Raw genomic sequence first — 25,411 nt, forward strand, 5'->3', positions numbered from 1 at the left:
CCGGCCGGTCAGGAAAAAACGTGTTCGTTGCGTTTGATGATCTCTTCCTGTACTTCGTGTGAAAGATCCACGAAGAAAGCGCTGTAGCCTGTCACCCGCACGGCGAGGCCCCGGTATTTATCCGGTTGCTCCTGCGCCTTGCGCAGTACCTGGCTGCTGACGATATTGAATTGTATCTGCATGCATTTCATTCTGACAAACGTCCGGATCAGGCCCTCGAAAGCCGCGATCCGTTCCTTTTGGATGGCATACGGATCGATACGCATATTGAAGATCAGGCCGTTTCCCATCTCGATATTGTTCAATTTCCCCACCGATTTGATGGCTGCCGTAGGCCCCTCCAGGTCTGTCCCCGGCTGTGACCCCACAGAATCCGAAAGCGACGCGTACGCCTGCCTGCCGTCTGCCGTGGCCCCCACATCTTTTCCCATAGGCAAAACAGAGGACATCGGGATGCAGGACAAAAGATAGGGGCCGCCGCGTTCATTTTTTACGGTACGCAAAGCGTCGGCTACCACATTGAGCGCGTCGCTCGTCAGTTCGTCCACATAATCTTCGTCGTTACACCATTTCGGCGCGGCTAAAAGCTCTTTGCGCAGCGCTTCATAGCCCTTAAAGTTTTCTTTCATGGCCTTCAGCAGTTCCGGCAGTGTAACCGTGTGTTTTTCATAGACCGCCTGTTTGATGGCAGCCAGCGAATTCCCGGTAGTCCCGATCCCCACGACATTGGGCCCGGTAAAATTGAATTCACATCCTCCGTCCGTGATATCCTTCGCTGTCTTAAGCACATCCATAGTCGCCGAAAGGAAAGGCACGGGCATGAGTTCTGCATGGCCGGCGTCCGCCACATTCTGCATAATGGCATTCTGGTGTACAAAATATTGCACCTGCTTTGTATAGGCCTCCATAATGTCCGCAAAGCCTGTCGTTTCCGTCATCTCTCCGGTCTGCGGGCCCATCTGCATGCCTGTGATCATACATTTCCCATCGTTGAGTGCGAGCTCCAGGCATTTGGTTTGGTTGATAAACCCGCCAAAGCCCCTGCCGTGCAGCTTGCCGGGAAGGCCGGGCTCATTGCACCCCTCAATGCAGTACTCCCGCGCCACTTCAAGCGGAACGCCCCGTTCCATAAGCGACGGGATATAGACTTCGTCATTGTCGAGCTGCGGCATCGTATTTGCGTCGCGTATCGTCCGTGCCACGGCACGCAGGAATTTTGGCGGCGTAGCCGAATGGATGCGCACACCGAAATTTGGCTGCGGCAGGCGCAGGTGGAGCTGTGCATCCAGCATCATGTAAGAAAGCTCGTTGGTCACATCCCGTCCATATTTGTTGACGCCGCCCGCTACCATGTTCTGCCCCATGGGGAACGACGCATTCGTCGCCGCAGTATGCTTATCGTAAAGCTTGACCATTTCCGTAAACTTCAGCCAGAAGGCTTCCAGTACCTCCTGCAGGTTTCCATCCAGCCCATTATCCCGCGAACATAAGTAATAAGGATAGACATACTGGTCCAGCCTGCCCGGGGAAATGGACACGCCCTCCGTCTCGATCTGTGTGATCAGCTGTACAAACCAGATCGCCTGGAGCGCTTCCCAGAAGGTTTCAGCCGGATGCTGCGGTACCTTACGGCATATTTCCGAAATACGCAGCAATTCCTTCCTGCGTTTCGGATCCTGTTCCCTGCCCGCCATACGGAAGGCTTCGTCCGCGTAACGGTGTGCAAACAAGACCGCCGCATCACACGATATTATCACAGATTCCATGAACAGCCTTTTTTTATTCGCGCCCGGCTGTGCAAGATCCATACTGCCTAGCACATCCTGCGCCTCTTCCTTGATCCCGCTAAAACCGATGCGGAGGACTTTTGCAAAATCCTGCGCAATATGCCCCAGGCCATTGTACAAATGGTATCTTCCGTTCAATACCGAATGCGGCATATAGTTCAGGTTCAGCGTTTCCTTGGGCACGCGTTTCAGCATGTAATCATATAATGTTTTTCCGCGCCAATACCCAAAGATCCCCTGCAAGTCTTTTTTCACCGGATCCGGCACGATGAATTTATCCTGCGCCCTCGTTTCAAATTCATCCATTTCCTCTTCCAGCCAGAATATTCCCATTTCAGGAAAAACCTGCGCGCTGCGTAAATGCTCTGCCATCTGCCCCACGATCAGCTCGTCATCCGCGATCCATACATGGAGGTTCTCCAATATCCGTTTGAGTGTTTTTGCCCGCTTGATACAGATCGGCTCGCTCTCGAATTCCTGGTAAGCCTGCGTTACGATCAATGCGCGCTGTGCGCTGACATACGGCGTGACGGAAGCAATTTTTTCCCGCATCCTTCCGATCCTGTCCGTGCATCCATATTCCCGTTCCAGCGCTACTTCCTTTTCATCCAACGTTTTCATATCATTACCTCAAACCGGTGTTTTACCAAATCGTTCTATGCCCCAGGCCGGCGCATGTACGCCGGCTGTTTTTTTGGCGGGCCGGGATACCCCGGCCCGCGCCACCCTGCTTTGTTTAGCCCTCTGCCGCCTTTGCGTATTCATCCAGATAAGGCTGCATATTTTCCGGCGTTACCACGCTGACGCCCGTATCTACATATGCCGGCAGCGGGCTTGCCCCGCTCTCCTGCCAGCCGGGGGTCGGATTGAGCGGTGCGTTATCCGCCATATACAGGAACTGGAATGCCCAAAAACCCATGTTCCAACTGCTCTGTGCGATCAGCCCGTTGATCGAGCCCTCTTCCATCAGGTCGAGCAGCGATTGATCCACGTCAAAGCTGATCAGCTTGATGTCGCCCGCTTTGCCGCTTTCCTTGATCGCCGTCGCGGCGCCTACGCCCATGTTTGCATTCGCAGTATAGATCCCGTTTACATTCGGGTTGGACTGGATCAGGGAGGCCGTGACCTGTGCCGCTACCTCTTCCTGTGTTTCCCCGTCCACTTCCTGTACGATCTTGATATCAGGATATTTGGATTCGATTGTTTCGCGGAACCCGTTCGCACGTTCTTCGATATTGAGCTGTCCTACCGTCGCGACAATGGCGACCTCGCCCTTTCCACCCAACAGTTCCGCCATATATTCCGCTGCCGCTACGCCGCCTTCATAATTCTTGGTCGATAAATTGGTGTAGCGCCCGCTGTCGGGTGCGTCCGAATCAAATGTGACGACGGGGATACCTGCCTCGATCGCCTTGTTGATCGGTTCGATATAGGCGTCGGGGTTCATACAGGTAACTGCGATCCCGGCCGGCTTTTTGGCAATGACCTGCTCTAAAACAGTGATCGCTTTATTGATATCATATTCCGGCGCGCCGTCATATACCGTTGTCGCGCCGTAAAGCGCGGCCCCGTCTTCAAACCCCGCATAACACTGTTTCCAGAAATCGATGCCCGAAACGAACGTGACCATATAATATTCCTTTTGCGGGTCGGCCTGCAGCACGCTCCCGCCTGCGTCCCCTCCTGCCGCACTTCCTTCCGCACCCGCTGCCGCGGGCGTGCTCTGGCAGCCGGCCAGCAGCATACATGCGCACAGGCATACCGTAAGTACAACACCCAACATCTTCATCCAATTCTTTTTCATAACTTCCTCCTTCTTTTCCAGGGCATAGAAAACTTCAAATTCTCTTATTCCGCCACCACCAGGTGGCTCGCTTTCCGTTTATGGTTGATGAAATCTATCGTCACTGCCAGCAGCAGGATCAGCCCGCTGATCAGCTCCTGCCAATAGACCGAGATTTTGAGAAGTACCAACGCGTTGCTGATGATATTCAGCAATATGATGCCCAGTACAGCGCCAAAGACCGATCCTTCCCCACCGTTCAAGCTGGTTCCGCCGATGATCGCTGCCGAAATCACGCGCATCTCCGTGCCATCCCCCGAGGTCGGTGTCGCGACCCCAAACCGTGCCAGCGAAAGAACGCCGGCAAACGCTGCTAAAAGTGCGCTGGAAAAGTATACGAGCACCTTTACCCTTTTTGTATTGATGCCGGAGAGGATCGCCGCCTTTTCATTGCTTCCGGTATAAAAGACTTTACGGAGCGGGGAAGATTTGCGAAGCAGGATATCCCCTACCACAACAAAGGCAATAAAAATAATGACCATGACCGGGATCCCGAGCACTTCCCCGCGTCCCAGCGAAAGAAAGCTTTCCGAGGCGTTTTTTAATGAGATCGGGGAACCCGAGGTGATCACATAGGCGCATCCGCGCGCGATGCTCATCATGGCCAGTGTGATAATAAAAGGGTTGATCCCCACTTTTCCGATAAACAGTCCGCTGACAAGCCCCAGCGCCCCGCAGATAACGATGGCTACAATGACTCCCATCCAAATATTGATGCCCGAAACAAACATTGCCGCCACAATAGCGCCCGAAAGCCCGACCATGGAGCCGACCGATAAATCGAATCCGCCTGATATCAGGGCGATCGTCATGCCGATGACAATGATGCCGTCCGCCGATAACCCAATAGCGGTTGTGCGCAGGTTGTCTGCCGTTAAGAAAAACGGACTGGCCAGGGAGAGCAGTACCGATATGATGATGATGATCAATAATACCATCGTTTCCCTGATGTCCAGCAGCCTTAAAAACCAGTTCCTCTTTTTTCCTTTTGCTACCTCTTTCATCTTTCTACCACCTCTGCTTTTTGCTGTGTTTGTTCATTGGAAGCCAGCATAATAATATCTTTTTCATTGATGCTCTTTTCGGTGACTTCCCCGGTGATGACGCCTTCCTTCATCACCAGCACCCTGTCGCACATCCCTACGATCTCCGGCAGCTCCGACGATATCACCACCACAGCTACCCCTTGGCTTGCAAGGTTGCGCAGGATCCCATGGATCTCCGACTTGGCCCCCACATCGACGCCGCGGGTCGGCTCATCCATGAAAATAACCTTGGGGGCAATCGCAAGCCATTTTCCGATCATGACTTTTTGCTGGTTGCCGCCGCTCAAATTGTTGACCACTTGCTTTGCCCCGTACGTCTTGATATTGAGCGTATCGATATATTGGTCTGCAAGGGCTTTTTGTTTTTGGCTCTGGATAAAAATACCATCCGAGACTTGCTGTATCCCCGTTGATGAAATATTGTTCTGGATATCCATATCAAGGAACAACCCCTGCTCTTTGCGATCCTCCGTCATATAACAGATGCCCTGCTTGATGGCATCTCCATAGGTATTGGCTGAGAACGGCTTCCCTTCAAACAGGATCTCGCCGCTGTCTTTTTTATCTACGCCGCACACCGCCCGTGCTACTTCCGTCCTGCCGGAGCCGATCAAGCCCGCGAACCCCAGCACTTCCCCCCTGCGCACCTCAAAAGAGATATCCACAAAGGCCCCTGCCCGGTTGAGCCCCTTCACTTCGAGGACAGGCTCTCCCGCCGTTTTCGCTTTGGGCGGATAAAGGCTGGATATTTCCCTTCCCACCATGCTGGTGATCACGTCCTTTTGCGTCGTATCGGCGACCATACAAGTTTTAACGCGGTGGCCGTCCCGCAAAACGGTGATGCTGTCGCAGATCTCAAACACCTCGCTGATACGGTGGCTGATATATATGATGCTGATCCCCTGCTTTTTCAGACCCCGTATAATATGGAACAGGGACTCGATCTCTTTTTCCGTAAGGGACGATGTCGGTTCGTCCAAAATGAGCAGGCGGCAGTCAAAGGCCAGCGCTTTGCTGATCTCCACGAGCTGCTGCTGGGCGATATTTAAGGAACTGGTGACCGCCGCCGGGTTGATCCCTCCGCCAAACATTTCCAGTTTCTCTGCGGCCATCCTGTTAAGCTGCTTGAAATCGACAAGGCGTGTCCTTTTCCCTACCGGCAGCCTGCCCATAAAAATATTTTCGGCCACGGTAATATGCTGGCACAGCGACAATTCCTGGTGGACGATCCCGATCCCGTCCTTCTGCGCTTCCATCGTACTTTTGTATCGTACCTTCCTGCCGCGGAAATACATTTCCCCTTCATTGGGTTCAAACAAACCGGTAATAATGTTCATCAGGGTAGATTTCCCGGCGCCGTTTTCTCCCATCAGCGCACAGATCTCGCCTTCGTGCACTTCCAGGTCGACACCGGATAATGCCTTTGTTCCAGGAAAAAGTTTGGTTATCCCTTTCACGCTCAAAATGACATCCTCTTTCACTCATCCCACCTCGCTATTCTGAAAAGTAATATCCTATTCGATTTGATCGTTTTAGATTGATTATTTTCGTTTTTTAATGAAAAGCATTGATTTGTTACGATCTTGGAAACGAATTTTTTAAGTTAAATCAATTCTAGATCGTTTTTTTATGCATGTCAATACTTTTATGAATTATTTTGCATGTTTATTTTCATTTTAACTTTAATTCGCACAAATTCGTTCATAAAAGCAACATGTTTTCTTTTTGTATGATTTGTTTTCCGAATACTTCTTGCAATTTTAACGGTGTAAGCGCTATAATAAGAGGCAAATAAAGATTAAAAATTTGCCCTTTTGGAGGATACCCTGTGTTCGGCGCAGAAAGAATTAACAGAATCAAAAAAATATTATCAGAAAAGAAACGCGCTGATGTTTCTACACTCAGCAGCCTGCTGGGTGTATCCGAGGTAACGATCCGCCGCGATTTGGAAAAGCTGGAAAACGAAGGCTACCTCGTCCGTTCGCACGGCGGCGCCATTTTAAACGAAACGGCGGAAGAGGAAGCAGACTTTGAGATCCCCATGCTTTCCTCTTTTGATAACTATGAAGAGCTGGATACAATCGGTAAGATTTGTTCCTTCCTTGTAAAGGACAACGATACCCTTTTTATCGGGCCGGGGGTGACCGGGCGTTTCATCGCCCGCCATTTGGAAAAAAAACGCAATATCCAGGTGCTTACCAATGATATCGGCGTTGTCCTCCAGTTTTCGCGGATCGGCTACGACAAAGAGGTTATTTTCCTCGGCGGCAATATCGATTTCGCCAACCTTCAGACCATGGGGCAGGTCACCTTGGATAACCTGCGCGATTTCCATGTGAACACCGCCTTTGTCGAGGTAGACGGCGTTTCCATGGAAAATGGCTACAGTGTTTCCAACACAAATAAAGCGACCATCACACAAAGCATTTTTTCTGCTTCTTCCCGTACGGTCGCAGTATGCGACGGTTCAAAATTCAATTGCATGTCCTTTTCCGCGCTTGGTCCCATCGACCAATTCCGCTGTATTGTTTCCAGCCAGAATGTTCCCGAAAATTATAAAAAATATTATTTTGACCACGATATTAAGCTTTATACGACGTTCGATATCTATAAAGGAGCGCTTGTAGGTGAGTGAAGCCATCATCAAGCTGGAACGCATTTCCAAATCGATCGGTGCACAGCAGATCTTAAGCAACGTAAGCTTTGAGCTCCCTTCGGGGATGGTGCTGGCATTGGTCGGGGAAAACGGCGCCGGCAAATCAACGATCGCCAATCTATTATCCGGATGCGATGACGAGTATGCGGGCGTTATTTGCGTAAACGGAAAGCCAGTCCGTTTTAAATCCCCCTCGCAGGCACTGCGCCACGGCATTGCCGTCGTCGAACAGGATGTGCATTTGTTCGACAATTTTTCCGTTGCGGAAAATATTTTTTGCGTAGAAACTGCGCTTGGCATGGGCAAGCGTTTTTGGATCAGCCATACGGAGCAGATGCAAAGGGCCCGGGCATTGCTTTCCTCCCTCTGTTCGGACATTTGTCCGCAAACCCTCGTTGCCCAGTTGAACCTGGCGCAAAAGCGCATTGTACAGATTGCCAAAGCAATCTCGCAGCGCCCGTCGCTTCTTGTGTTAGACGAGCCCACTGCCTCTATGACGGTTACGGAACAGGAGAATTTTTTCCAGGTGATCAAAGAGATCAAGCGGCTGGGGACTTCCATCCTTTTCATTTCGCAAAAAATCAATGATGTCCTGCAAATCGCTGACGAGATCCTGATCATCAAAGACGGTACTTTAACAGGGCAGTTGAATTCCGATACCATCAACTACCTGCAGCTTTTGCATCTCATGTCCGGAAAGCATTACATCAACCGCTATCCTAAATTTTCGATACAAAAAGGAAAAGAATTGCTTGCCGTAGAAGACCTGTCGGTGGAAAATTTGCTCCACGATATCAATTTCTCCCTGCAGGAGGGTGAAATCATTGGGATCGCCGGCCTTACCGGTTCCGGGAAGACCACGCTTGCGCGCAGTCTTTTCGGTATGCAGAAAATCAGCTCCGGCCAGATATTCGTCGACCGTCTGCCGGCCAGCATCACCTCTCCCCAGCGCGCGATAGAAATGGGCATTGCATACATTACGGAAGACCGTATGGAGGACGGCTTGTTTGATAATTTATCCTTGTTGAACAACGCGTATCTCTTCCGGAACCAAAAACACTTCTGGATCGACGACGCCGCCCGGAACAAGCAGTTCTGTTCCCACGCCAGGGAATTCCATCTTTTCCCCGGCCAGGGCTGCCTTACTCCAAAGGTTTTAAGCGGCGGCAACCAGCAGAAATTGCTGCTGCTCCGCTGGTTCTTATCCGATTGCAGGGTATTGATCCTGGATGACCCGATGCGTAACGTCGATATCCCATCCAAAACCGACCTTTACAATATCATCGGTGACGCCCTCCGTAAAAAGGCCGGAATCATCCTCATCAGTTCAGACATTGAAGAATTAATCGGCATGTGCGACCGGATCATGATACTCAAAGACGGGACGTTCATTTCAGACCAGGATACATCCCATACGGATTACGAAGAGGTTTTCCGCGCATTATAACATGCCCGCCTTTTTCATTCAGCCGCCGACTTTTACGGATATCCCGCCGGCTTCCAGTATCCCGGCAAGCCTGTCGATGTCCTCCTGCTCCGGCCTGTAAGCCGTGCAGGTATATTCCCCGCCCAGCTGCCGGTACTTGGATTCCCCCAGCGCGTGGTACGGAAGGAAATGGACTTCTTTGACGCCGCACTCCTGCGCAAAATCCCGCAGCTCCGTGATATTCTCCTCGCCGGCGTTGACCCCGCCCAAAAGCGGCACCCGGAAAATCATCGGGTATCCGGCCTTTGCCGCTTTCCGTGCGTTCTCCAAAATCAGTTTATTAGATACGCCCGTATATTTTTTATGCTTTTCATCGTCCATGTGCTTGATGTCATAGAGCAGTAAATCAAACTTCCGGAATACCCGGTTGGCGATAAACCAGTTGGCAAAGCCCGTCGTTTCCAGCGCCAGGTGATAGCCCGCTCCCTTTACCGCGTCCGCCAGCTCGCATACAAAGTCCGGATGCATCAACGCTTCCCCGCCGGAAATGGTAACGCCGCCGCCCGAATTGCGGTAATAACTTGCGTCGCTGTCGATTTCCGCCATAATCTCTGGAATGCTCATCTCTTCCCCCATCAGCTCCAGCGCCTGCGCCGGGCACGCTTTTGCGCACAGGCCGCAATGAACGCACCGTTTATCGCGGCCCTGCATGCCTACGCCGATTTTTTGGGGACATACCGCGGCACACATCCCACAGCCGATACATTTTTCCTCATGGAAAAAGATACTTGCTGTAAGCGGCTGTGATTCCGGATTGGAGCACCACTCACAGCGCAAAGGACACCCTTTTAAAAATACGACCGTGCGGATGCCCGGTCCATCGTGGGTACTGAAACGCTGTATATTGAATACTTTTGCTCGATCACTCATACCATTTTGAAAAAAGCGGCGCCGAGGCTTTTTCCGCAGCGCCGCTTTTCCTCCCCTTATTTTTTACAGGACGTGCTCCGTCCTTGCAATAATGTCTTCCTGCACCTGCGGGCACAAGCTTACAAAATAACTGCTGAAGCCAGCCACGCGCACAATCAGGTCGCGGTAGTTATCGGGTGCGTCCTGCGCCTGATGTAACGTCGCCGCCGAGACGATATTAAACTGGATCTGCATCCCTTTCTTTTCAAACAACGTACGGATGAGCGCCACCCAATGATCGAGACCTTCCTCCGTCTGTACCGAGGTAGGCGTAATTTTCAGGTTAAACAGCTGTCCGCCGGGCATCAGCACGCTGGGAAGCTTGGAATACGAGTTCATCAGCGCCGTCGGACCTTTGCGGTCTGTCGAGCGGTACGCCGACGTACCTTCCGTGACCGGTTCGCCCGCTTTGCGGCCGTCTGCCGTCGCGCCCACGAATTCGCCTGCGCCCACGTGCGCCGATACGGTCGCGGTGGACGGGATAAAGAACCCGCCGATCGGCCCCTTCCCATAACGCGTATTTTTGTATTGCATCTCGTGCTCCGAGAAATACCGCATGATGTCAGCTGCGATCCGATCCGGTTCGTCGTTGTCATTGCCGAACTTGCTGTCCGCATTGAGCAGCATCTGGCGGATCACTTCACCAGACGGCTGCGTCGCCTGGTCCTCGAAGTTCGTATCCAGCGCGTGCTTTAATTGCTGCGCGCTAAGAAGCTTCTCATCGAACACCATCTTCTTCACGGTTGCGAGCGCGTTGGCAGCGGAGATCATACCTACGTTCTGTCCGCCCGTGAAATCGTATTTTGCGCCGCCTTCCTTGATCTCCTTGCCGCGCTCGATGCAGCCCTCGATCATGGACGACAGGAACGGATTGGGCGTCATCTCTCCCCATGAAAGGTCGACTACGTTGCCCGCCGTTACATGGTGCTTCAGGAAATACCGGAGCTGCGCATAAAATGCCTCCATTACTTCATCGAACGATTCAAAGGTTGTGAGATCCTTGTCCTGCGCGCAGCAGGTGATACCGCTGCGCGGATCCTTGCCGCCGTTTAATGCCAGTTCCACCCACTTGGCAAAATTCGGGAAACCCGCGCCGAAGCGCCCGCCGATCTTGCCTTGCGGCGCCTGCTCCACACACCCCACCATACCGTAGTCCACGGCGTCCTCATACGAATATCCGATGTTGAGCATGGATGGAATGATGACCTCGTCGTTAAAGAATGCAGGCAGGCTTCCCACCTTGCGTACCACCTTCACCGCCTCGCGGATAAAGCGGTCAGGCGTACCATTGAATACGCGTACCGTCAGGGAAGGCTGGATCATGGACAGTTTTTTTGTACATGCGAGCGCGAGGTAGGAAAGCTCGTTCACCGCGTCTTGTCCGTTAAATGTCTGTCCGCCGATGGTCAGGTTCTGGAACAGCGGATTGCCCACGAAAGCGACTGTGTCCGCCCACGGGCGCAGCTTGGAAAATTCGGTTACCTTCAGCCACATGCAGCACATAATTTCATAAGCCTTTTCGACCGTCAGCCGCCCTTCCCCGATATCCTTCTTGAAAAACGGATACAAGTATTGGTCTACACGTCCAAAAGAGATCGAATGGCCGTTGCTTTCCACCTGCACCGGAATATTCACAAAAAACATGGACTGCACCGCTTCGTAGAAGGTGGTCGCCGGTTCCGCCGGAACCGTCCCACAAATACGCGCCATCTCATTAAGCTCCGCCTTGCGCTGTACGTCTTTTTCATTTGCTGCCATTTCCTTCAGCTTGGCGGCATACCGCGCCGCAAACTTAAGCACCGCTTTATTCGCAATGATGACCGCTTCAAGGAACGGCCGCTTTTGCAGGTCGTCCGGATCCGAAATGTCGAGGGAATCCAATTTCTGCTGCGCCTGCGCGATCACGCCCTCAAGCCCTATGCGAATGACCTTCTGGTAGTCGGGAATGGTATGGCCGTCCCCACTCACCATGACCCAGTCCTCGTCGATTGCCTTGACTTCCTTACAAGCTACCCTGGTATCTTCCGGCAGCAGGGATTTCACCCTGTCTTCATGCGTCTTTCCCTTCCAGTAGGGAATTACGTCGCGCAGCAATATCTCCTTGGCTTCTTCCGTGATCTGGTAGGCGTCGCCCGGGCGTTTGTCAAAGAAATACGGATCCCCGTTCAGCTCGTTTTCCCCCCAGTCCACCGCAAACTCCGGAAATACGGGCGCGCCGCGGGGTACGGACGCCATGTTTCCCACCAACAGATCGCCGTCCTTGACATAGATCGTCATTTCGGACAGGATCTTATCGAGCGCCTTTGCGCGCCTGACAACCATCGGCTGTCCTTCCGTCTCCTGGTAGGACTTTGTAATCAGTACAGCCCGCTCCGGACATACCGATAAATCGCGCGAGAAAAATATCTCCCTTAAGTCTTTTACGCGTGGCGTGAGCTTAATCTTGTCATCGAGCAGCGCAAGGCACTGCTGCATTACATCCTTCATGATTTTTCTCCTTTTATGTTATTCTATCGTCTTTGTGTTGACTGCGCTTAAAAAACCGTATACAAAACACAGATAGCCGCCGGCCGCCTCTCCACGTTTTTATCACGTGTTAAATAAAAAGTGCCGACAACATATCTATTTTAACATCAGTGCCCAAATCTCTTTTTTATACAGTTGTTTTAATACTCAAAATATTCGAGGTTTGAGGCAACAATGACGTCCAGCCTGGAGTAATAGTTGTTTTTTTCAAACGCCCGGTTGTAGCATATGTGGTTGAACAGCAGCTTTGCCGCCAGATAAGCCTGTCCGGGCAAATCCTGCGATATCATCACATCCACTGCCGAATTCCTGATGTATGGCGCGATCTTCTCATACAGGTCGAACCCCACCAGCCTGATCTTGTCCTGCTTGCCGCTTTTGATCAACGTGTCCGCCACAGTATCGGTCTTATAGGTGATATCGAATATCCCTTTCAAATCTTTATACTGTTCCAATAGGTACCTGGTATATTCCGTGGCTTCCTGCTCCGTATTCACTTCCTGCTTGACCGGAAGAACTTCGATATTTTTATACTTTTTGATCTCGTCTGTAAACCCATCGCAGCGCATTCTGACATAAATATCATGCTCGAGCGTATTGCTGACCATGATCTGCACCTTGCCGCCGTCCGGCAACATCTTACCCATCATTTCCGCAGCCAAAACGCCGCTCTGGTAATAATCCACCCCCACAAAGACGCGGTTTTCTTCATCCGCATAGCGGCTTAGGTAGACGATGTTACACCCCATTTCCCGCAATTCCTGTATCTTTTCATGTATCACATCCGCGTCGGCAACCGAGATAATAAAATCCCGGATCCCTTCCTTGAGCATCCTGTCAATATCCTCGACCTGCTTTTCCGGGTTCCGGTGGCTGGATTCCGCAATCACAATATCAAGGCCGTTGTCCCCGAATTCATCCGTCGCCCGCTTGAGCCCCCATTTCATCATCGTGAAAAAGTATGAGGCGCTGTAGTCCATGCCGACATAGCCGATCGTATGGCGGCGATGCCGCGCAAGGTCCCTCGCATTCAGATTTGGGATGTATTTATATTTTTTCAAGGCGTCTTCCACGATTTTTTTTGTGGAATCCTTCACATATCCTTTATTATTGATGACTTTGTATAATGTGGTCCTGGAAATATTGATTTTTTTCGATATCTCTTCCAGAGACATCCGTTGCGTCTTCCTCATGTTTCCCCTTTTCCTACAGCATACAAAGAACGCGCCGCTTGTTAACACGTGTTAAACACGCTCTGTTTATACTGTATTATATTTTGTTTTATTTGTCAATAGATATATTATAGATTAAAATGCTTTAATTTGCCCGCTTTTTCATGAAAAATTCCCAGAATTTTCAAATAAAAAAGCGCCCGGATTCTCGCGGGCGTAAACAGGCAAACTATCTTTACTTTGTCACATAATCCAAATCACAGGTTTTCCAGGATTTTGATTTCGTTTTTGACAATAAACCGCTCTTTGTACGGCTTCATGCCGCTCACCACATAGTCAAACGCAATATGTACGGATTTATTTCCCTGTGTAAACGGCTGCTGGCAGATCGTCGCTTTGATCAATCCCTTTTTCATCATTTCGACGGTGGACGGGATTGCGTCAACACACACAATGGTAATTTCTCCAGCCTTCCCCAGCGATTCCACCGCGCTGCATACGCCGTACGTTCCGGCTGCCGCCACGAACAGCGCCGTTATTTGCGGATGCGCACATAGCATCTGCCGCGCGGCCTCAAACGCGACCACGTCGTCGTCGTTCGTTTCCGCCATATCTACTATTTCCATCTGCGGATACCTCTCCCGCATCACCGCGCGAAAACCCTCTACGCGCTGGTTATGTCCCAGTATCTTTTTGGAGCCGAGCAAGACGCCCACCCTGGCCTGCCCGCCGGTCAGAAGCCCCATCATGCCGCAGGCGGCATTTCCGCCGCGCACATAATCGCACCCCACATAACACAGCCGCTCGCAATTTTCAATATCGTTGTTCATGGCGACGATGCCGATCCCGCTTTCCTGCATTTCGCTTAAAAGCTTTGCGATCCTACGATCGTTGATCGGGTTTAGGATAAGCGCGCTGACCCGATCCTTTATTTCCATGATCAGTTCAAGCTGCCGCACGACGTCGTAGCCCTTCATTTGTATGAGCAACACGCGCACGCCGTAATCCTTAAGCTCCTCTTCCGCCCTTGCGACCCCGCGCAGGACTTCGTCAAAAAAAGGGTTCTCCTCCGAAGAAACGATTACGCCGATCACCGGCGCTTTTTTACGCACGGCAAGCGCTTTTCCCGCCAGATTCGGTTTGTAGCCGAGCTGCCGTGCAACAGCGCGTACCTTCTCCTCTGTCGCCGACTTTACCTTTCCCCTGTTATTGAGAACCCTGTCCACGGTTCCCCGCGAAACACCGGCCAATTCCGCTATTTGCTTGATCGTTGCCGACATAGGTATCCTTTCTCGTGGTTTTTTTTGTGCCCATGCACATTGCTTTCTTCCCATCATACTGCCATCCCCCTTTTTCGTCAATCCATTTTCCACCGCCATCTGGCCAAATGTGCATATTTTTCTATGATTACGCGATTAAATAGCATTTTTCAACGCTGCTATTTTTTCTTGTATTTTTTGTTGCAAATTATTTGACAAAGCATCAAAACGGTGTTATGTTTAATTTATAAATGTGCTCGTGCACATAGTTTAAAATGCGCACCTGCCAAGGCTGGTATTACGGGAGTAAAATGATATGGATATCCAATCGGTTTCTTCGCCGTCTTTTGGAAAGTACGGCAGGGTCTTAAGCGCCTGCGCCTATCCGCAACTTATGCGCGCGATGGAAGAAACGCCCCTTCCTGACGGCGTCGTCTATGAACCAAGCGCTTTCGGGCCGGATGCATCCACAGAAGGGCAGCAGCTTCAAAATTCCGTTTTTGGCGGGATGCCGATACAGATCGGTTACTGTAACGGCAAAAACGATACGCTGAACGCCGTGGAATACCACCGGAGCAGTGAAATCAATATCGCGTGCAGCGACCTTGTCCTCCTGCTGGGTATGGAGCAGGACCTCAACCGGCCAGACAATACCTATGATACCGCCCGCATGGAAGCGTTTCTCGTTCCGCAGGGAACGGCGGTAGAGCTTTATGCCACTACGCTGCATTACGCCCCCTGCGCGCAGGGCGGGCAAAAATTCCGCTGTATCGTCGTGCTCCCCGCAGGCACCAACCTGCCGCTCGAAAGCCCGGCGGGCACGCAGGGAGAAGATCGACTCTTATTCGCGCAAAACAAATGGCTGATCGCCCATCCGCAAAGCGGTCTTGACAAAGACGGCGCTTTTTTGGGGCTAATTGGCCGCAACCTTACTATATAAAAAAAATGGAGGATCCCAAAATGAACAATATCCCGGAAGTAAAGCTTGGCCTGATCGCCGTAAGCCGCGACTGCTTTGTCATTTCGCTTTCCGAGCGCCGGCGCGCTGCCGTACGGCAGGCATGCGAAGAGAAAGGCATGCACATCTATGAAGCGAAAACGACCGTAGAGAACGAAACCGATATGCTAAAGGCGGTCGAGGAAGTAAAGGCTGCTGGCTGCAACGCCCTCGTCGTATTTTTAGGGAATTTCGGGCCGGAGACGCCGGAAACGCTGATCGCACAGCGTTTCGACGGGCCGGTCATGTACGCCGCCGCAGCCGAAGAATCGGGGAACGACCTGTTAGGCGGGCGCGGAGACGCTTACTGCGGTATGCTCAACTGCTCTTACAACCTGGCGCTGCGTAAGATTCCGGCGGTTATCCCCTCTTACCCTGTCGGCACAGCGCAGGAGGTCGCGCAAATGATCGCGGACTTTGTCCCCGTTGCGCGCACGCTCATCGGGCTTTCCCATTTGAAAATCATCACCTTTGGGCCGCGTCCGCAGGACTTTTTTGCATGCAACGCGCCGATCAAGCCCTTGTATGATATTGGCGTGGAAATACAGGAAAATTCCGAACTTGACCTGCTCGTCGCCTACCACGCGCACAAAGGCGACCCGCGGATCGCCGAGGTTGCCGCAGATATGGCCGCCGAACTTGGTATGGGCAATACCTATCCCGACCTGCTGCCCCGCATGGCTCAGTACGAGCTCACGCTCAAGGACTGGGCGGAGCAAAACAAGGGCGCGCGCGATTATATCGTGTTTGCCAATAAATGCTGGCCCGCATTCCCTGAGGAATTCGGTTTTGAACCGTGCTACGTCAACAGCCGCCTTGCTTCGCAGGGATACCCGGTGGCCTGTGAAGTAGATATTTACGGCGCGCTTTCCGAATATATCGGCGCATGCGTAACACAAGACGCGGTAACGCTGCTCGACATCAACAACAGCGTGCCTGCCGACCTTTATGAAGCGGAAATCAAAGGCAAATATGATTATACATTACATGACACGTTCATGGGCTTCCACTGTGGCAACACGCCGATGTGCAAGCTTTCGCAGGGCGCGGTCAAATACCAGCTTATCCAAAACCGCCTGTTGGAAGACGGCGGCGAGCCTGACTTTACGCGCGGCACGCTGGAAGGCGATATTGCCCCCGGCAAGATCACGTTTTTCCGCCTGCAGAGCACGGCGGACGCCCAGCTTACTTCTTACATCGCGCAGGGCGAGGTCTTGCCTGTAGCGACGCGCAGCTTTGGCGGGATCGGTATTTTCGCCATCCCCCAGATGGGACGGTTTTACCGCCATGTGCTGATCGAAAAGCATTATCCCCATCATGGCGCGGTTGCTTTTGCCCACTGTGGGCGGGCGCTGCACACGATTTTCAGATACCTTGGCGTTAAAGATATTGCCTTTAACCAGCCGCAGGGCATGCTCTACCCCACTGAAAACCCCTTTGATTGATGGTAACCTTCCTTCCTTATTATATGGGACTGGCCTCATGACCAGCGCAATGCTCTCTCCTGAAACACACGCAAAAACACCGTCTCCGAAAGAAAGACGGTGTTTTTGCATTGTATATTTTAGTCGATTACCATGATGCCCTTAATCTTCTTTTCCTTGGATTCCCGCATGAATTTGATGCCTTCTTCGATATCGTCAAGCGCAAAACGGTGCGTAATCAGCGAATCCAGCTTGACACGGCCGTTTGCAAGCGCGGTGAATACGTTGTCCCAAACGAGCGGAGCCAGCCACGAGAACTTGATGTTCCTGTCGTTATAGATCGCGTCCAACGCCGGAACCTGCAACACTGCGTCCGCCTTGGACGGCAGTCCGAAGTATACGATCGTGGAGCACGGGGCCGTCACTTCCAGCGCCTGCTGCCATGCGCTCATTGCGCCCGTGGGCAGGATCGCCCTGTCCGCAAGGCGGCCGTTGTTGATATCGCGGATACTTTGCGCCAAATCCGCCGTGTAATATTTGGAATCCTGATCAAGCGTATTGAACGCATGCAGCGCGCCCATCTCAAGCGCTTTTTCGAGGTTATAATCCACTACGTCGACCGCGATCACCTGCCCTGCCCCGTTCATGTGCGCAAGCTGTACGTCGATGAGGCCGATTGTGCCGCAGCCGAATACGATAGCCGTATCGCCCTGCTGGATATCGAGCTTTTTGATGCCGTAGCTTGCGCAGGCCATGGGCTCTGCAAGCGCGCCCATCTCAAGCGACATGCCTTCCGGGATCTTATAAACGTTGGTCGCCGCAGCCTTCACATATTCTGCAAACGCGCCATTCTCGCCTACGCCATAAACCTTGACGTTGTCGCACTCGTTGTAATGCCCGTGCAGGCACGGTTTGCAGGCAAAGCACGGAGCCACCGGGTTCACAACGACCTCGTCGCCTTTTTTCAGGCCCATGGAAGCGCCGATTTCGCCCGGGTCTTCCACGATCCCAGCCGTCTCGTGCCCCAGGATCAGCGGCCCTTTGCCGTCCGGCGTGGTTAGCGGACTGCCGCCGTAATAATACTCGAGGTCTGAGCCGCAGATTCCCACCGCTTTTACCTTTACAAGGACTTCATTGGCCGCGATTTCAGGGATGTCCACTTCCTCCATTTGCATCTTAAAGGGTTCATAAAATACACTGGCTTTCATTTTACTCATCATTTTCACCTTTCCTTTGCTTTGATTTACTTTTTTTGAATATTTTTTAACCTATAATCGTTCTGAATTTTGCAATCTGGTCTTTGCGGCTGCCCGCACTGAATATTGCGGAACCTACGATAAACCAATCTGCGCCAAGGGCTTTGAGCTTATGTGCACGTTCCAAATCCACCGAGCCGTCCGCCCCTATTGGGATATCCCTTCTGGTTGAAACGAAAAATTCTTTTAACTCCCCGACCTTTTGGTAAACGCTTTCCTCAAAGACCTGGTTGCCAAAGCCGGGTTCGACGCCCATCATGATGATATAATCCGCATAATCTGTAAGGTGCTTCAAATTTTCCCATGGGTCTGCCGGATTAAGCGCTATCCCGGCCATCATTCCCCTTGTTCGTATTTCCTTTAACAGGCGGATCGGATTTGCCGTTGTCCCCAACTGGAATACGAGCGCGTCCGCCCCGGCCTGGTCAAACATTTCCACGTAGTTTTCCGGGTTGTGGAGCTCTAAATGCACTTCCACCTTCGTATCGGAAAAACTTTTGATATCGCTCACTGTTTTTGGGCCAAATGCGATATTTTTGACATATACCCCATCCATGATATCCACATGGACAAAATCGGCGCCGGCCTCTTCGGCCTCTTCTATACTTTCCCCCAAAAACATTGCATTACAACCTAAAATCGATGCAGACAGTATTGACAAAGCTGTCCTCTCCTTTCGCTTTGGTCTTTCTATCGCCGTCCCGTCACCTCCCGTTCAACAAGGATCGCCGTTTCTTCATCCGTGACCAGCGTATCGATATATCCGCCGCGCAAGGCGGCCGCTATCGGGGCGACCTTATGTTTTCCGCCTGCAATCGCAATGACGTTCCCGATCTTCCTTAAATCATTAAGCTCGATACCGATGACCCTGTCGTTATATTCGATTCCTGCCCTCCTGCCGTCCATATCGATATGCCTGCCGCAGATATGGCATTTGATGCCGCTGTTCCAAAGCTGCTCCGATTCCTTCTTGGTGATGTAATTGGAATGTACCATAGAGCTTACATCCGCAAAGTTGCTCCCAATACCGATCACCGCGATATCAAGCTTCCTGGCCATTTCAAAATGGCGCAGGATATCGTCCTCCTGCATCAACAGGTCGTGTACCTGCCTTGTCTTCACCGTCAGCGGGGAATGCAGCATTTTGGCGCTGCCTCCGACCTTGTCCGCAAAGCTTAAGATCAGCTGTACGCCGTACATATACGAATCATCCCAGGCAGTCCCGCCCATAAGCTGCACAACGTCAATATTGGCGCGGACGACCGGTGTAAAGCGGAATATCGTTTGGTATACGCTCAGGCCCCACGATACTCCGACCTTCATATCGTCCTTTAATTGCTTTTCCAAATACCGCGCCGCCGTCACGCCGATGTTGGAAAGATTGATATTTGGGTCGTGGTTCGACGGCACAACGATCATTTGCTTGAGGGCAAACATGTCCTTGAGCTTTTCACTGATCTCAATCGATTTCAGGGAAGCGTCGTTGATCCTGATATCCACGATGTCCATTTCCCGGGACATGCGCAGCAGGCGTGACACATTAGACCTCGATACTTCCAGTACGTCGGCGATCGCCTGCTGGGACATATTGTCGTAATAATACATCTTGGCGATGCGTACCATCAGCCTGCGCTGCGCAGTCAATTTCTGTGCTTTTACCATAGTCTGCGTTCATAACTTGTTTTGCATCTGCGGTACATGACAGCGGTTCCATAGAAATTTTGCAAAAATTCCTCCATGGAATATGTCAGGGGCAACCGTGCATTGTCAAGCTATGCATCCATCCCTTCGCTAATTCATAGAACTCTGCATATTTATTGTAGTAAAACAGGTATTCCTCATGCCTCGTTTGATCCGGCTTGATCTTTCTTTCGATCGTTACCATGCTGTTTGCCGCCGTTTCGATCTTATCGTATACGCCGGCCGCAACCGCGCCGAGGATCGCCGATCCGAGACACGGGCCTTCCGTCACCTTCGGAATATAGATCGGCAAATTGCATACGTCCGCGTGCATCTGCGTCCATAGTTCGCTTTTGACTGCGCCGCCGGAAATATAGATTCCCTCCGGCTGCATGCCGCCTTTGCGGAACACGTCCATAATCAGTTCCGTCCCATAGCAGATAGATTCCAGAATCGCCCGGTACAGGTGATACGGCGTGTGCCTTAAGGACAGGCCATAAAACATACCGCGGACATCCGGGTCTGCATGCGGCGTGCGGTTGCCCTGGAAGTAATCGAGGGCAAGCAGGCCCTCCGCACCGGCCGGCAGTTTGGACGCTCCTTCGTTTAAGAGATCGTAAACGCTTTTTCCCTGCTCCTTCGCCGCCCTTGCAATATCGCCGCAGTAACCTGATTGAAACCAGTTTACGATGGCGCCGGTGGATGTTTGCCCGCCTTCGATGAGCTGCAGCCCGGGAACTACTGCGTCCGGATACGAGCCCCACATGCCCTGCGCGTGCATTTCCTTATCCGTAAGTCCGAGGTGCAGGTGCGAGGTGCCGGTGATCATCGCAATACTGCCGGGAGATACGACGTTTAATCCCAGCATGCCGACAAACGCATCCGCACCGCCTTCGCCGACGGGGATTCCTTCTGCAAGCCCCAGCTCCTGCGCCGCCTGTTTTTGCAGGGCGCCGACCTTGACGCCCAGATCAAGGACAGCATCCGGAAACTTCCCCAGTACGTCCGCAAGCCCGATCTCTTCGTAAAGGGAAACCGGCCAGCCGCCTTCCGCCCTGTTGTAGTACCAGCGCGGGGATGTTGTGTCGATGCTTGCCACAAGCTCGCCGGTGAGCTTATACATCAGCCAGTCCACGCATTCAAAAACGTGCTCCGCCTTTGCATACAGCTCGTTTTCATTTTCCTTCAGCCACAGCGCCTTTGCCGGCATGGATTCCGCCGATACATTGCCATAGCCGTTATATTTGAGCGCGTCGTTTCCTGTTGCCGTTATTCTCTTTGCCTGCGCCGACGCGCGCACATCCATCCACATAATCGCAGGGCCCAGGATGTTCATGTGCCCATCTGCCATGAGCACGGTGCAGCATGTCGTATCGACGCTCATGCCACGAATACTGTCCGGCGTTATACCGCTTTTTTCCATGACCGCCCTGGTAGCAGTACAAATCGCGCTCCACCATTCGTCCGTCTTTTGCTCGGCCCAACCGGATTTTGGCGTATAGAGCGGATAAGAAGCATCCGCAAAAGCAACCGGCTGTCCCTGCAAGTCAAAGAGACCTACTTTGACGCTGCTTGTTCCCATATCGATTCCGAGTACACATTCCGTCCTGCTCATCTGTCTTCCCCGGCGCATCAGCCGCCAATGCAGGCGTTGATGCCCGCCTTAACCATGCGGTCTTTCATCTTTTCCACGATCTTTTTATCCATATCCTTGAATTCGCCCAATGCATAGTCATAATCAAGCGAATCATATTTATATTTTCCAAGCTGGTGGAAGGGCAGCAAGTCTACGTCCTTGATATCGAGCTCTTTCGCCCACTTAATCAAATTGCCGATATGCTCGTCGTTGTCGTTGAGCGTCGGTATAATCGGGCAGCGCATTTTCACATATTTCCCATGCTCGCGCAGCTTCCTTAAGTTTTCCTTGATCACGGAAAGCGGTACGTTCGAGATGGTCTTGAACTGCTCCTCATTTGTGAATTTTACGTCCATCAGGATCTCGTCCACATACTGCGCGATTTGCCACAACGTTTCAAACGATACGGCGCCTGCCGTTTCCATAGCGACATCGATATACCGCCTGCGGGCAGCTTGTGCCAGTTCGCTTGCAAAGACCGGCTGCATACACGGTTCCCCGCCGGAGATCGTCATGCCGCCGCCGGAATTTTTATAATACGCGCTGTCCTTTTCCACTTCCTTGATTACTTCCGCTACGCTCATTTCCTTGCCATACAGCTCGCGCGCGGAATTAGGGCACATCTCTACGCATTTCCCGCATAATGTACATTTTTCCTTGTCGATGGCGATGGTTCCGTCTTCTTTTTGCGTGATCGCATCCTGCGGACACAATGTAACGCAGCAGTAACCGCATTTTGTGCAAAGGTTATTGTGAATGACCAGCTGCGGCGTGCAAACCTGGGATTCGGGGTTGCAACACCAGGGGCACCAAAGGTTGCAACCCTTTAAAAATACATTCGTCCGAATCCCTTCACCATCATGGACATGATAATGTTCCACGTTAAAAACGTTCCCTTTTGTTTCCTGTTCTACCTTATCGCTCCAAAACATGATGCATACCTCTGACCTGAAAATTTTTGCTGCAATTCTTCGTATGATCCACAGGGCTGCCGATTTGCACGCCGAGCCTGCTCTTTCGTTCGCAAAGCATCGGCGTCAAATCGCACATTCCTGCTTTTATTTTTATATTGTTGTCCTCAGTCAGACCGCGTGCTCCGTACGTTCGATGATGTCGTCCTGCAACGCCTTGTCAAGCGGCGTAAACAATGCGCTGTATCCTGCCACACGCACCATCAGGTCTTTGTATTCGGACGGATTGTCCTGCGCCGCCTTGAGCGTATCCGCCGATACGCAGTTGATCTGTACATGCATTCCCTTATAGTCGCTGAAATATGTGCGTACAACGTCTACCAGCTTCTTGAGGTTCGGTCCGGGCTCTAAGGACGCCGGCATAACCTTTACGTTCAGAAGCTGTCCGCCGGATACGAGAACTGTCGGCAGCTTGCCTACCGATTTTAAGGACGACGTGATCCCGTTGGTATCCGTGCCGTGCATCGGCGAAGAAGTATCCGCAAGCGCGTCGCCCGCTTTTCTTCCGTCCGGCGTCGCGCCCACAAAGGAGCCGAACGGTACGTTGGAAGAAACCGAGCTGGTGGACGGCTGCCATGTGCCGCCGATGGGGCCGCGGCCATATCTTGTCGTGTGGTATTTCGCCGTCTCCTCGCAGATGAAGCGGAAATAATCCACCATGATATCGTCTACATAATCGTCGTCGTTCCCGTATTTAGGGGCATCCAGCATCATTTTCTGGATTTCCGCGCCCGTGGGCTTTGTCGTCATATCTTCGTAGTTTGTTTCCAGCGCGTGCATAAGCTGCTCTGCCGTAATCTTCTTGTCGTCGAAAACGACCTTCTTGATCGCCGCGAGTGAGTTTCCGACATTGGCAACGCCTACATAAAGCGGCCCGCAGTAATCGTAGATCGCGCCGCCGGCTTTCATGACCTTGCCGCGCTCGATGCAATCGTGCACCAGCGAAGAAACGTACGGATCGGCGATCCCCAGCTCCGTGCACTGGTCGATGATGTTATCCGTCATGATCTGCTGCTTGAAATAATATCTTGCCTGCGTCTTGAACGCTTCGTACAGTTCTTCATAATTTTTGAAATCAGACAGCGTTCCCGTGCCTTCGCACATGCAGATGTCCGTATTCGGGTCTTTCCCGTTGTAAAGCGAAAGTTCGAGGATTTTGCCGAGGTTGATGAAGCCTGCGCCGTTTGGGCGGCCTGTCTGCTTTCCTTCGACGATCGCTTCCACGCAGCCTACGATGGAATAGTTGACGGCGTCCTCCCACGGGATTCCCCTGTTAACAAGCGCCGGAATATAAACTTCATCGCTGTACATGGCCGGCTGTCCGCCGCCGATCCGAACCACGTCGAAAGACGCGTACAGCAGCCTCTCATTGATGCGGTTGTGGTAACGCAGGGAGATGGACGGCGTATTGAGCGCGATCGCCGCCTGTGCATTGAGCACGAGGAACGATACTTCGTTGGCGCTGTCCTTTCCGTTGATATCCTGTCCGCCCACCGTAAAGTTCTGGAACAGCTGGTATCCGCTGAAAGCCTTTGTATTGTCCCAGCAAGTGATTTTCTGGAGCTGGAACATCTTCAGGAATACGCATTCGATGATTTCGAGCGCGTCGTCGTATTCGATATTGCCCGCTTCCACGTCCTTTTTGTAGATATCGATCATCGTCTGGTCGTAACGGCCGAACGAGATGGAGTGGCCGTTGTTCTCGATCTGCATCGTCAAATTGATGAACCACAGCGACTGCGCCGCCTCGTGGAAATCCCTCGCCGGGTTTTCCGGTACGTTCTGGCATACTTCCGCGATCTTCATCAGTTCTTTTTTACGCTGCGCGTCCTTTTCCGTTTTTGCCATTTCCACCGCCAGCTGTGCATAACGGTGAGCAAAAGCTATGACCGCTTCGCAGGTGATGACGACGGATTCCAAAAACGGTTTTTGTTCGATCGCATCCGGCTCGGAAAGGTCGAGCTGTGCAAGGCGCTTTTGCGCACGGGCGATCACGTCCTTAAGCCCCTTATCGGCAACGCTTTTGAGGTCTACCGTCAGGTGTCCGTCGCCGCCGATCATCAGCCAGTAGGAATCCGTAACGCCGATCTTCTTGCCGATCTCCGTTTCCTTTGGCAGCATCGCCTTGCACCGCGATTCATGGTCGTTCCCATGCCAGAAGCTGTGGATTTCCCGCAGTACCTTTTCATCCTCTTCGTCGATCAGGTAACGGTCGCCCGGACGCTGCTCCGGCCGTACCGGATTGCCGTCCAGTTCTTCGATGACCCAGTCCATCCCGAATTCAGGAAAGATCGGCGCGCACCTCAGTTTAACGCCGAGGCTGCCTACGATAAGCTCCCCCGGAAGTATGCTGATCCGCATGTTTTCGAGAATATGCCTGAAGGCCTTTGCACGCTTTAAGACAGTCGGTTCAGATTGGTATGTCTGGTATGCCTGCGTCAAAAGCTTTGCCCTATCCGAGCATATCTGCGGCGTTGCATCGATCAGCAGGTCGCGCAGGTCGTTTATCCTTTTGCTGCGCACAACAGGACGTCCCAAAAATTCATGTTTGGTGTCTGTCTGTCCTTGCTCCTCATAATATTTCATGATCCATTCCTCCTGTAATCCTTGAATACACGGCCGGTCTCTCGCCCGGCAATTTATTTAACACGTGTACCTAAAATATAGAAATGCATACTGCTATGTTTCTGCGCTTATCATAACATCGAATATCCATTATGTCAATTGCTATTTTTTAAATTTTTATTGTCATATGGCAATTTC

At 51.9% G+C, this 25,411-nt stretch carries 18 protein-coding genes; 4 read left to right on the top strand and 14 right to left on the bottom strand.

All coding sequences use genetic code 11. The features are described 5' to 3' along the window. Nucleotides 1–8 precede the first annotated feature (8 nt). The 4 genes from BN6471_RS02155 to BN6471_RS02170 form a co-directional block, all read right to left on the bottom strand. Complete coding sequence (locus tag BN6471_RS02155; RefSeq protein WP_066645082.1) at nucleotides 9–2,408, bottom strand: glycyl radical protein; 2,400 nt, start codon at nucleotides 2,406–2,408, stop codon at nucleotides 9–11. A gap of 115 nt (nucleotides 2,409–2,523) precedes the next feature. Then, the gene (locus tag BN6471_RS02160; RefSeq protein ID WP_066645084.1) at nucleotides 2,524–3,591 is read right to left on the bottom strand and encodes a substrate-binding domain-containing protein; all 1,068 of its coding nucleotides are present in this window, start codon (nucleotides 3,589–3,591) and stop codon (nucleotides 2,524–2,526) included. Between the two features lie 44 nt (nucleotides 3,592–3,635). Next, nucleotides 3,636–4,634, bottom strand: coding sequence for an ABC transporter permease (locus tag BN6471_RS02165; protein ID WP_066645087.1), 999 nt, complete (start codon nucleotides 4,632–4,634; stop codon nucleotides 3,636–3,638). Continuing rightward, entirely contained in the window at nucleotides 4,631–6,157 is a 1,527-nt protein-coding gene (locus BN6471_RS02170; protein ID WP_066645089.1) for a sugar ABC transporter ATP-binding protein, read from the bottom strand. Before BN6471_RS02170 ends, BN6471_RS02165 begins: the two co-directional genes overlap by 4 nt. Before the next feature lie 347 nt (nucleotides 6,158–6,504). On the opposite strand from BN6471_RS02170, the gene BN6471_RS02175 reads away from it, so the two are divergent. Continuing rightward, the gene (locus BN6471_RS02175) at nucleotides 6,505–7,311 is read left to right on the top strand and encodes a DeoR/GlpR family DNA-binding transcription regulator (protein ID WP_066645091.1); all 807 of its coding nucleotides are present in this window, start codon (nucleotides 6,505–6,507) and stop codon (nucleotides 7,309–7,311) included. Beyond that, on the top strand, nucleotides 7,304–8,779 hold the full coding sequence (locus BN6471_RS02180; RefSeq protein ID WP_066645093.1) for a sugar ABC transporter ATP-binding protein: 1,476 nt from the start codon (nucleotides 7,304–7,306) through the stop codon (nucleotides 8,777–8,779). Before BN6471_RS02175 ends, BN6471_RS02180 begins: the two co-directional genes overlap by 8 nt. Before the next feature lie 18 nt (nucleotides 8,780–8,797). Here BN6471_RS02180 and BN6471_RS02185 read toward each other — a convergent pair whose 3' ends face one another. The 4 genes from BN6471_RS02185 to BN6471_RS02200 form a co-directional block, all read right to left on the bottom strand. Then, complete coding sequence (locus BN6471_RS02185) at nucleotides 8,798–9,688, bottom strand: glycyl-radical enzyme activating protein (protein ID WP_066645094.1); 891 nt, start codon at nucleotides 9,686–9,688, stop codon at nucleotides 8,798–8,800. A gap of 63 nt (nucleotides 9,689–9,751) precedes the next feature. Then, nucleotides 9,752–12,214 carry a glycyl radical protein gene (locus BN6471_RS02190; protein ID WP_082903278.1) on the bottom strand — a complete coding sequence of 821 codons (2,463 nt, stop codon included), beginning with the start codon at nucleotides 12,212–12,214 and terminating at the stop codon, nucleotides 9,752–9,754. Nucleotides 12,215–12,393: 179 nt separating this feature from the next. Then, nucleotides 12,394–13,446: a substrate-binding domain-containing protein gene (locus BN6471_RS02195; RefSeq protein ID WP_082903279.1), complete on the bottom strand. Its 1,053-nt coding sequence runs from the start codon at nucleotides 13,444–13,446 to the stop codon at nucleotides 12,394–12,396. A 236-nt stretch (nucleotides 13,447–13,682) separates the two neighbouring features. Continuing rightward, nucleotides 13,683–14,705 carry a LacI family DNA-binding transcriptional regulator gene (locus BN6471_RS02200; protein ID WP_066645097.1) on the bottom strand — a complete coding sequence of 341 codons (1,023 nt, stop codon included), beginning with the start codon at nucleotides 14,703–14,705 and terminating at the stop codon, nucleotides 13,683–13,685. 295 nt (nucleotides 14,706–15,000) lie between these two features. On the opposite strand from BN6471_RS02200, the gene BN6471_RS02205 reads away from it, so the two are divergent. Beyond that, nucleotides 15,001–15,624 carry a DUF4867 family protein gene (locus tag BN6471_RS02205; RefSeq protein ID WP_066645098.1) on the top strand — a complete coding sequence of 208 codons (624 nt, stop codon included), beginning with the start codon at nucleotides 15,001–15,003 and terminating at the stop codon, nucleotides 15,622–15,624. 20 nt (nucleotides 15,625–15,644) lie between these two features. Continuing rightward, on the top strand, nucleotides 15,645–17,126 hold the full coding sequence (locus BN6471_RS02210) for an L-fucose/L-arabinose isomerase family protein (protein WP_066645099.1): 1,482 nt from the start codon (nucleotides 15,645–15,647) through the stop codon (nucleotides 17,124–17,126). Nucleotides 17,127–17,245: 119 nt separating this feature from the next. Here BN6471_RS02210 and BN6471_RS02215 read toward each other — a convergent pair whose 3' ends face one another. From BN6471_RS02215 to BN6471_RS02240, 6 genes are all read right to left on the bottom strand, one after another. Then, nucleotides 17,246–18,325 carry a zinc-dependent alcohol dehydrogenase gene (locus BN6471_RS02215; protein WP_066645100.1) on the bottom strand — a complete coding sequence of 360 codons (1,080 nt, stop codon included), beginning with the start codon at nucleotides 18,323–18,325 and terminating at the stop codon, nucleotides 17,246–17,248. 43 nt (nucleotides 18,326–18,368) lie between these two features. Beyond that, nucleotides 18,369–19,022: a ribulose-phosphate 3-epimerase gene (locus BN6471_RS02220; protein WP_147553968.1), complete on the bottom strand. Its 654-nt coding sequence runs from the start codon at nucleotides 19,020–19,022 to the stop codon at nucleotides 18,369–18,371. A gap of 29 nt (nucleotides 19,023–19,051) precedes the next feature. Continuing rightward, nucleotides 19,052–20,023: a sugar-binding transcriptional regulator gene (locus BN6471_RS02225; RefSeq protein ID WP_066645103.1), complete on the bottom strand. Its 972-nt coding sequence runs from the start codon at nucleotides 20,021–20,023 to the stop codon at nucleotides 19,052–19,054. 85 nt (nucleotides 20,024–20,108) lie between these two features. Beyond that, a complete protein-coding gene (locus BN6471_RS02230) occupies nucleotides 20,109–21,656 on the bottom strand; it encodes an FGGY-family carbohydrate kinase (protein ID WP_066645105.1) in 1,548 nt (515 codons plus the stop codon). Between the two features lie 17 nt (nucleotides 21,657–21,673). Beyond that, nucleotides 21,674–22,609 (bottom strand): glycyl-radical enzyme activating protein, encoded by a 936-nt coding sequence (locus BN6471_RS02235; RefSeq protein WP_066645107.1) that lies wholly within the window; start codon nucleotides 22,607–22,609, stop codon nucleotides 21,674–21,676. A 150-nt stretch (nucleotides 22,610–22,759) separates the two neighbouring features. Further along, nucleotides 22,760–25,234 (bottom strand): glycyl radical protein, encoded by a 2,475-nt coding sequence (locus BN6471_RS02240; protein WP_082903280.1) that lies wholly within the window; start codon nucleotides 25,232–25,234, stop codon nucleotides 22,760–22,762. Nucleotides 25,235–25,411 lie beyond the last annotated feature (177 nt).

This window comes from Christensenella timonensis (assembly GCF_900087015.1).
Lineage (GTDB): Bacteria > Bacillota > Clostridia > Christensenellales > Christensenellaceae > Christensenella > Christensenella timonensis.

Bases quoted from the DNA above. Each gene is read 5' to 3' on its own strand.
- BN6471_RS02155 (WP_066645082.1), bottom strand. From the start codon at position 2,408: ATGAAAACGTTGGATGAAAAGGAAGTAGCGCTGGAACGGGAATATGGA.
- BN6471_RS02160 (WP_066645084.1), bottom strand. From the start codon at position 3,591: ATGAAAAAGAATTGGATGAAGATGTTGGGTGTTGTACTTACGGTATGC.
- BN6471_RS02165 (WP_066645087.1), bottom strand. From the start codon at position 4,634: ATGAAAGAGGTAGCAAAAGGAAAAAAGAGGAACTGGTTTTTAAGGCTG.
- BN6471_RS02185 (WP_066645094.1), bottom strand. From the start codon at position 9,688: ATGAGTGATCGAGCAAAAGTATTCAATATACAGCGTTTCAGTACCCAC.
- BN6471_RS02190 (WP_082903278.1), bottom strand. From the start codon at position 12,214: ATGAAGGATGTAATGCAGCAGTGCCTTGCGCTGCTCGATGACAAGATT.
- BN6471_RS02195 (WP_082903279.1), bottom strand. From the start codon at position 13,446: ATGAGGAAGACGCAACGGATGTCTCTGGAAGAGATATCGAAAAAAATC.
- BN6471_RS02200 (WP_066645097.1), bottom strand. From the start codon at position 14,705: ATGTCGGCAACGATCAAGCAAATAGCGGAATTGGCCGGTGTTTCGCGG.
- BN6471_RS02205 (WP_066645098.1), top strand. From the start codon at position 15,001: ATGGATATCCAATCGGTTTCTTCGCCGTCTTTTGGAAAGTACGGCAGG.
- BN6471_RS02210 (WP_066645099.1), top strand. From the start codon at position 15,645: ATGAACAATATCCCGGAAGTAAAGCTTGGCCTGATCGCCGTAAGCCGC.
- BN6471_RS02215 (WP_066645100.1), bottom strand. From the start codon at position 18,325: ATGATGAGTAAAATGAAAGCCAGTGTATTTTATGAACCCTTTAAGATG.
- BN6471_RS02225 (WP_066645103.1), bottom strand. From the start codon at position 20,023: ATGGTAAAAGCACAGAAATTGACTGCGCAGCGCAGGCTGATGGTACGC.
- BN6471_RS02230 (WP_066645105.1), bottom strand. From the start codon at position 21,656: ATGAGCAGGACGGAATGTGTACTCGGAATCGATATGGGAACAAGCAGC.
- BN6471_RS02235 (WP_066645107.1), bottom strand. From the start codon at position 22,609: ATGTTTTGGAGCGATAAGGTAGAACAGGAAACAAAAGGGAACGTTTTT.
- BN6471_RS02240 (WP_082903280.1), bottom strand. From the start codon at position 25,234: ATGAAATATTATGAGGAGCAAGGACAGACAGACACCAAACATGAATTT.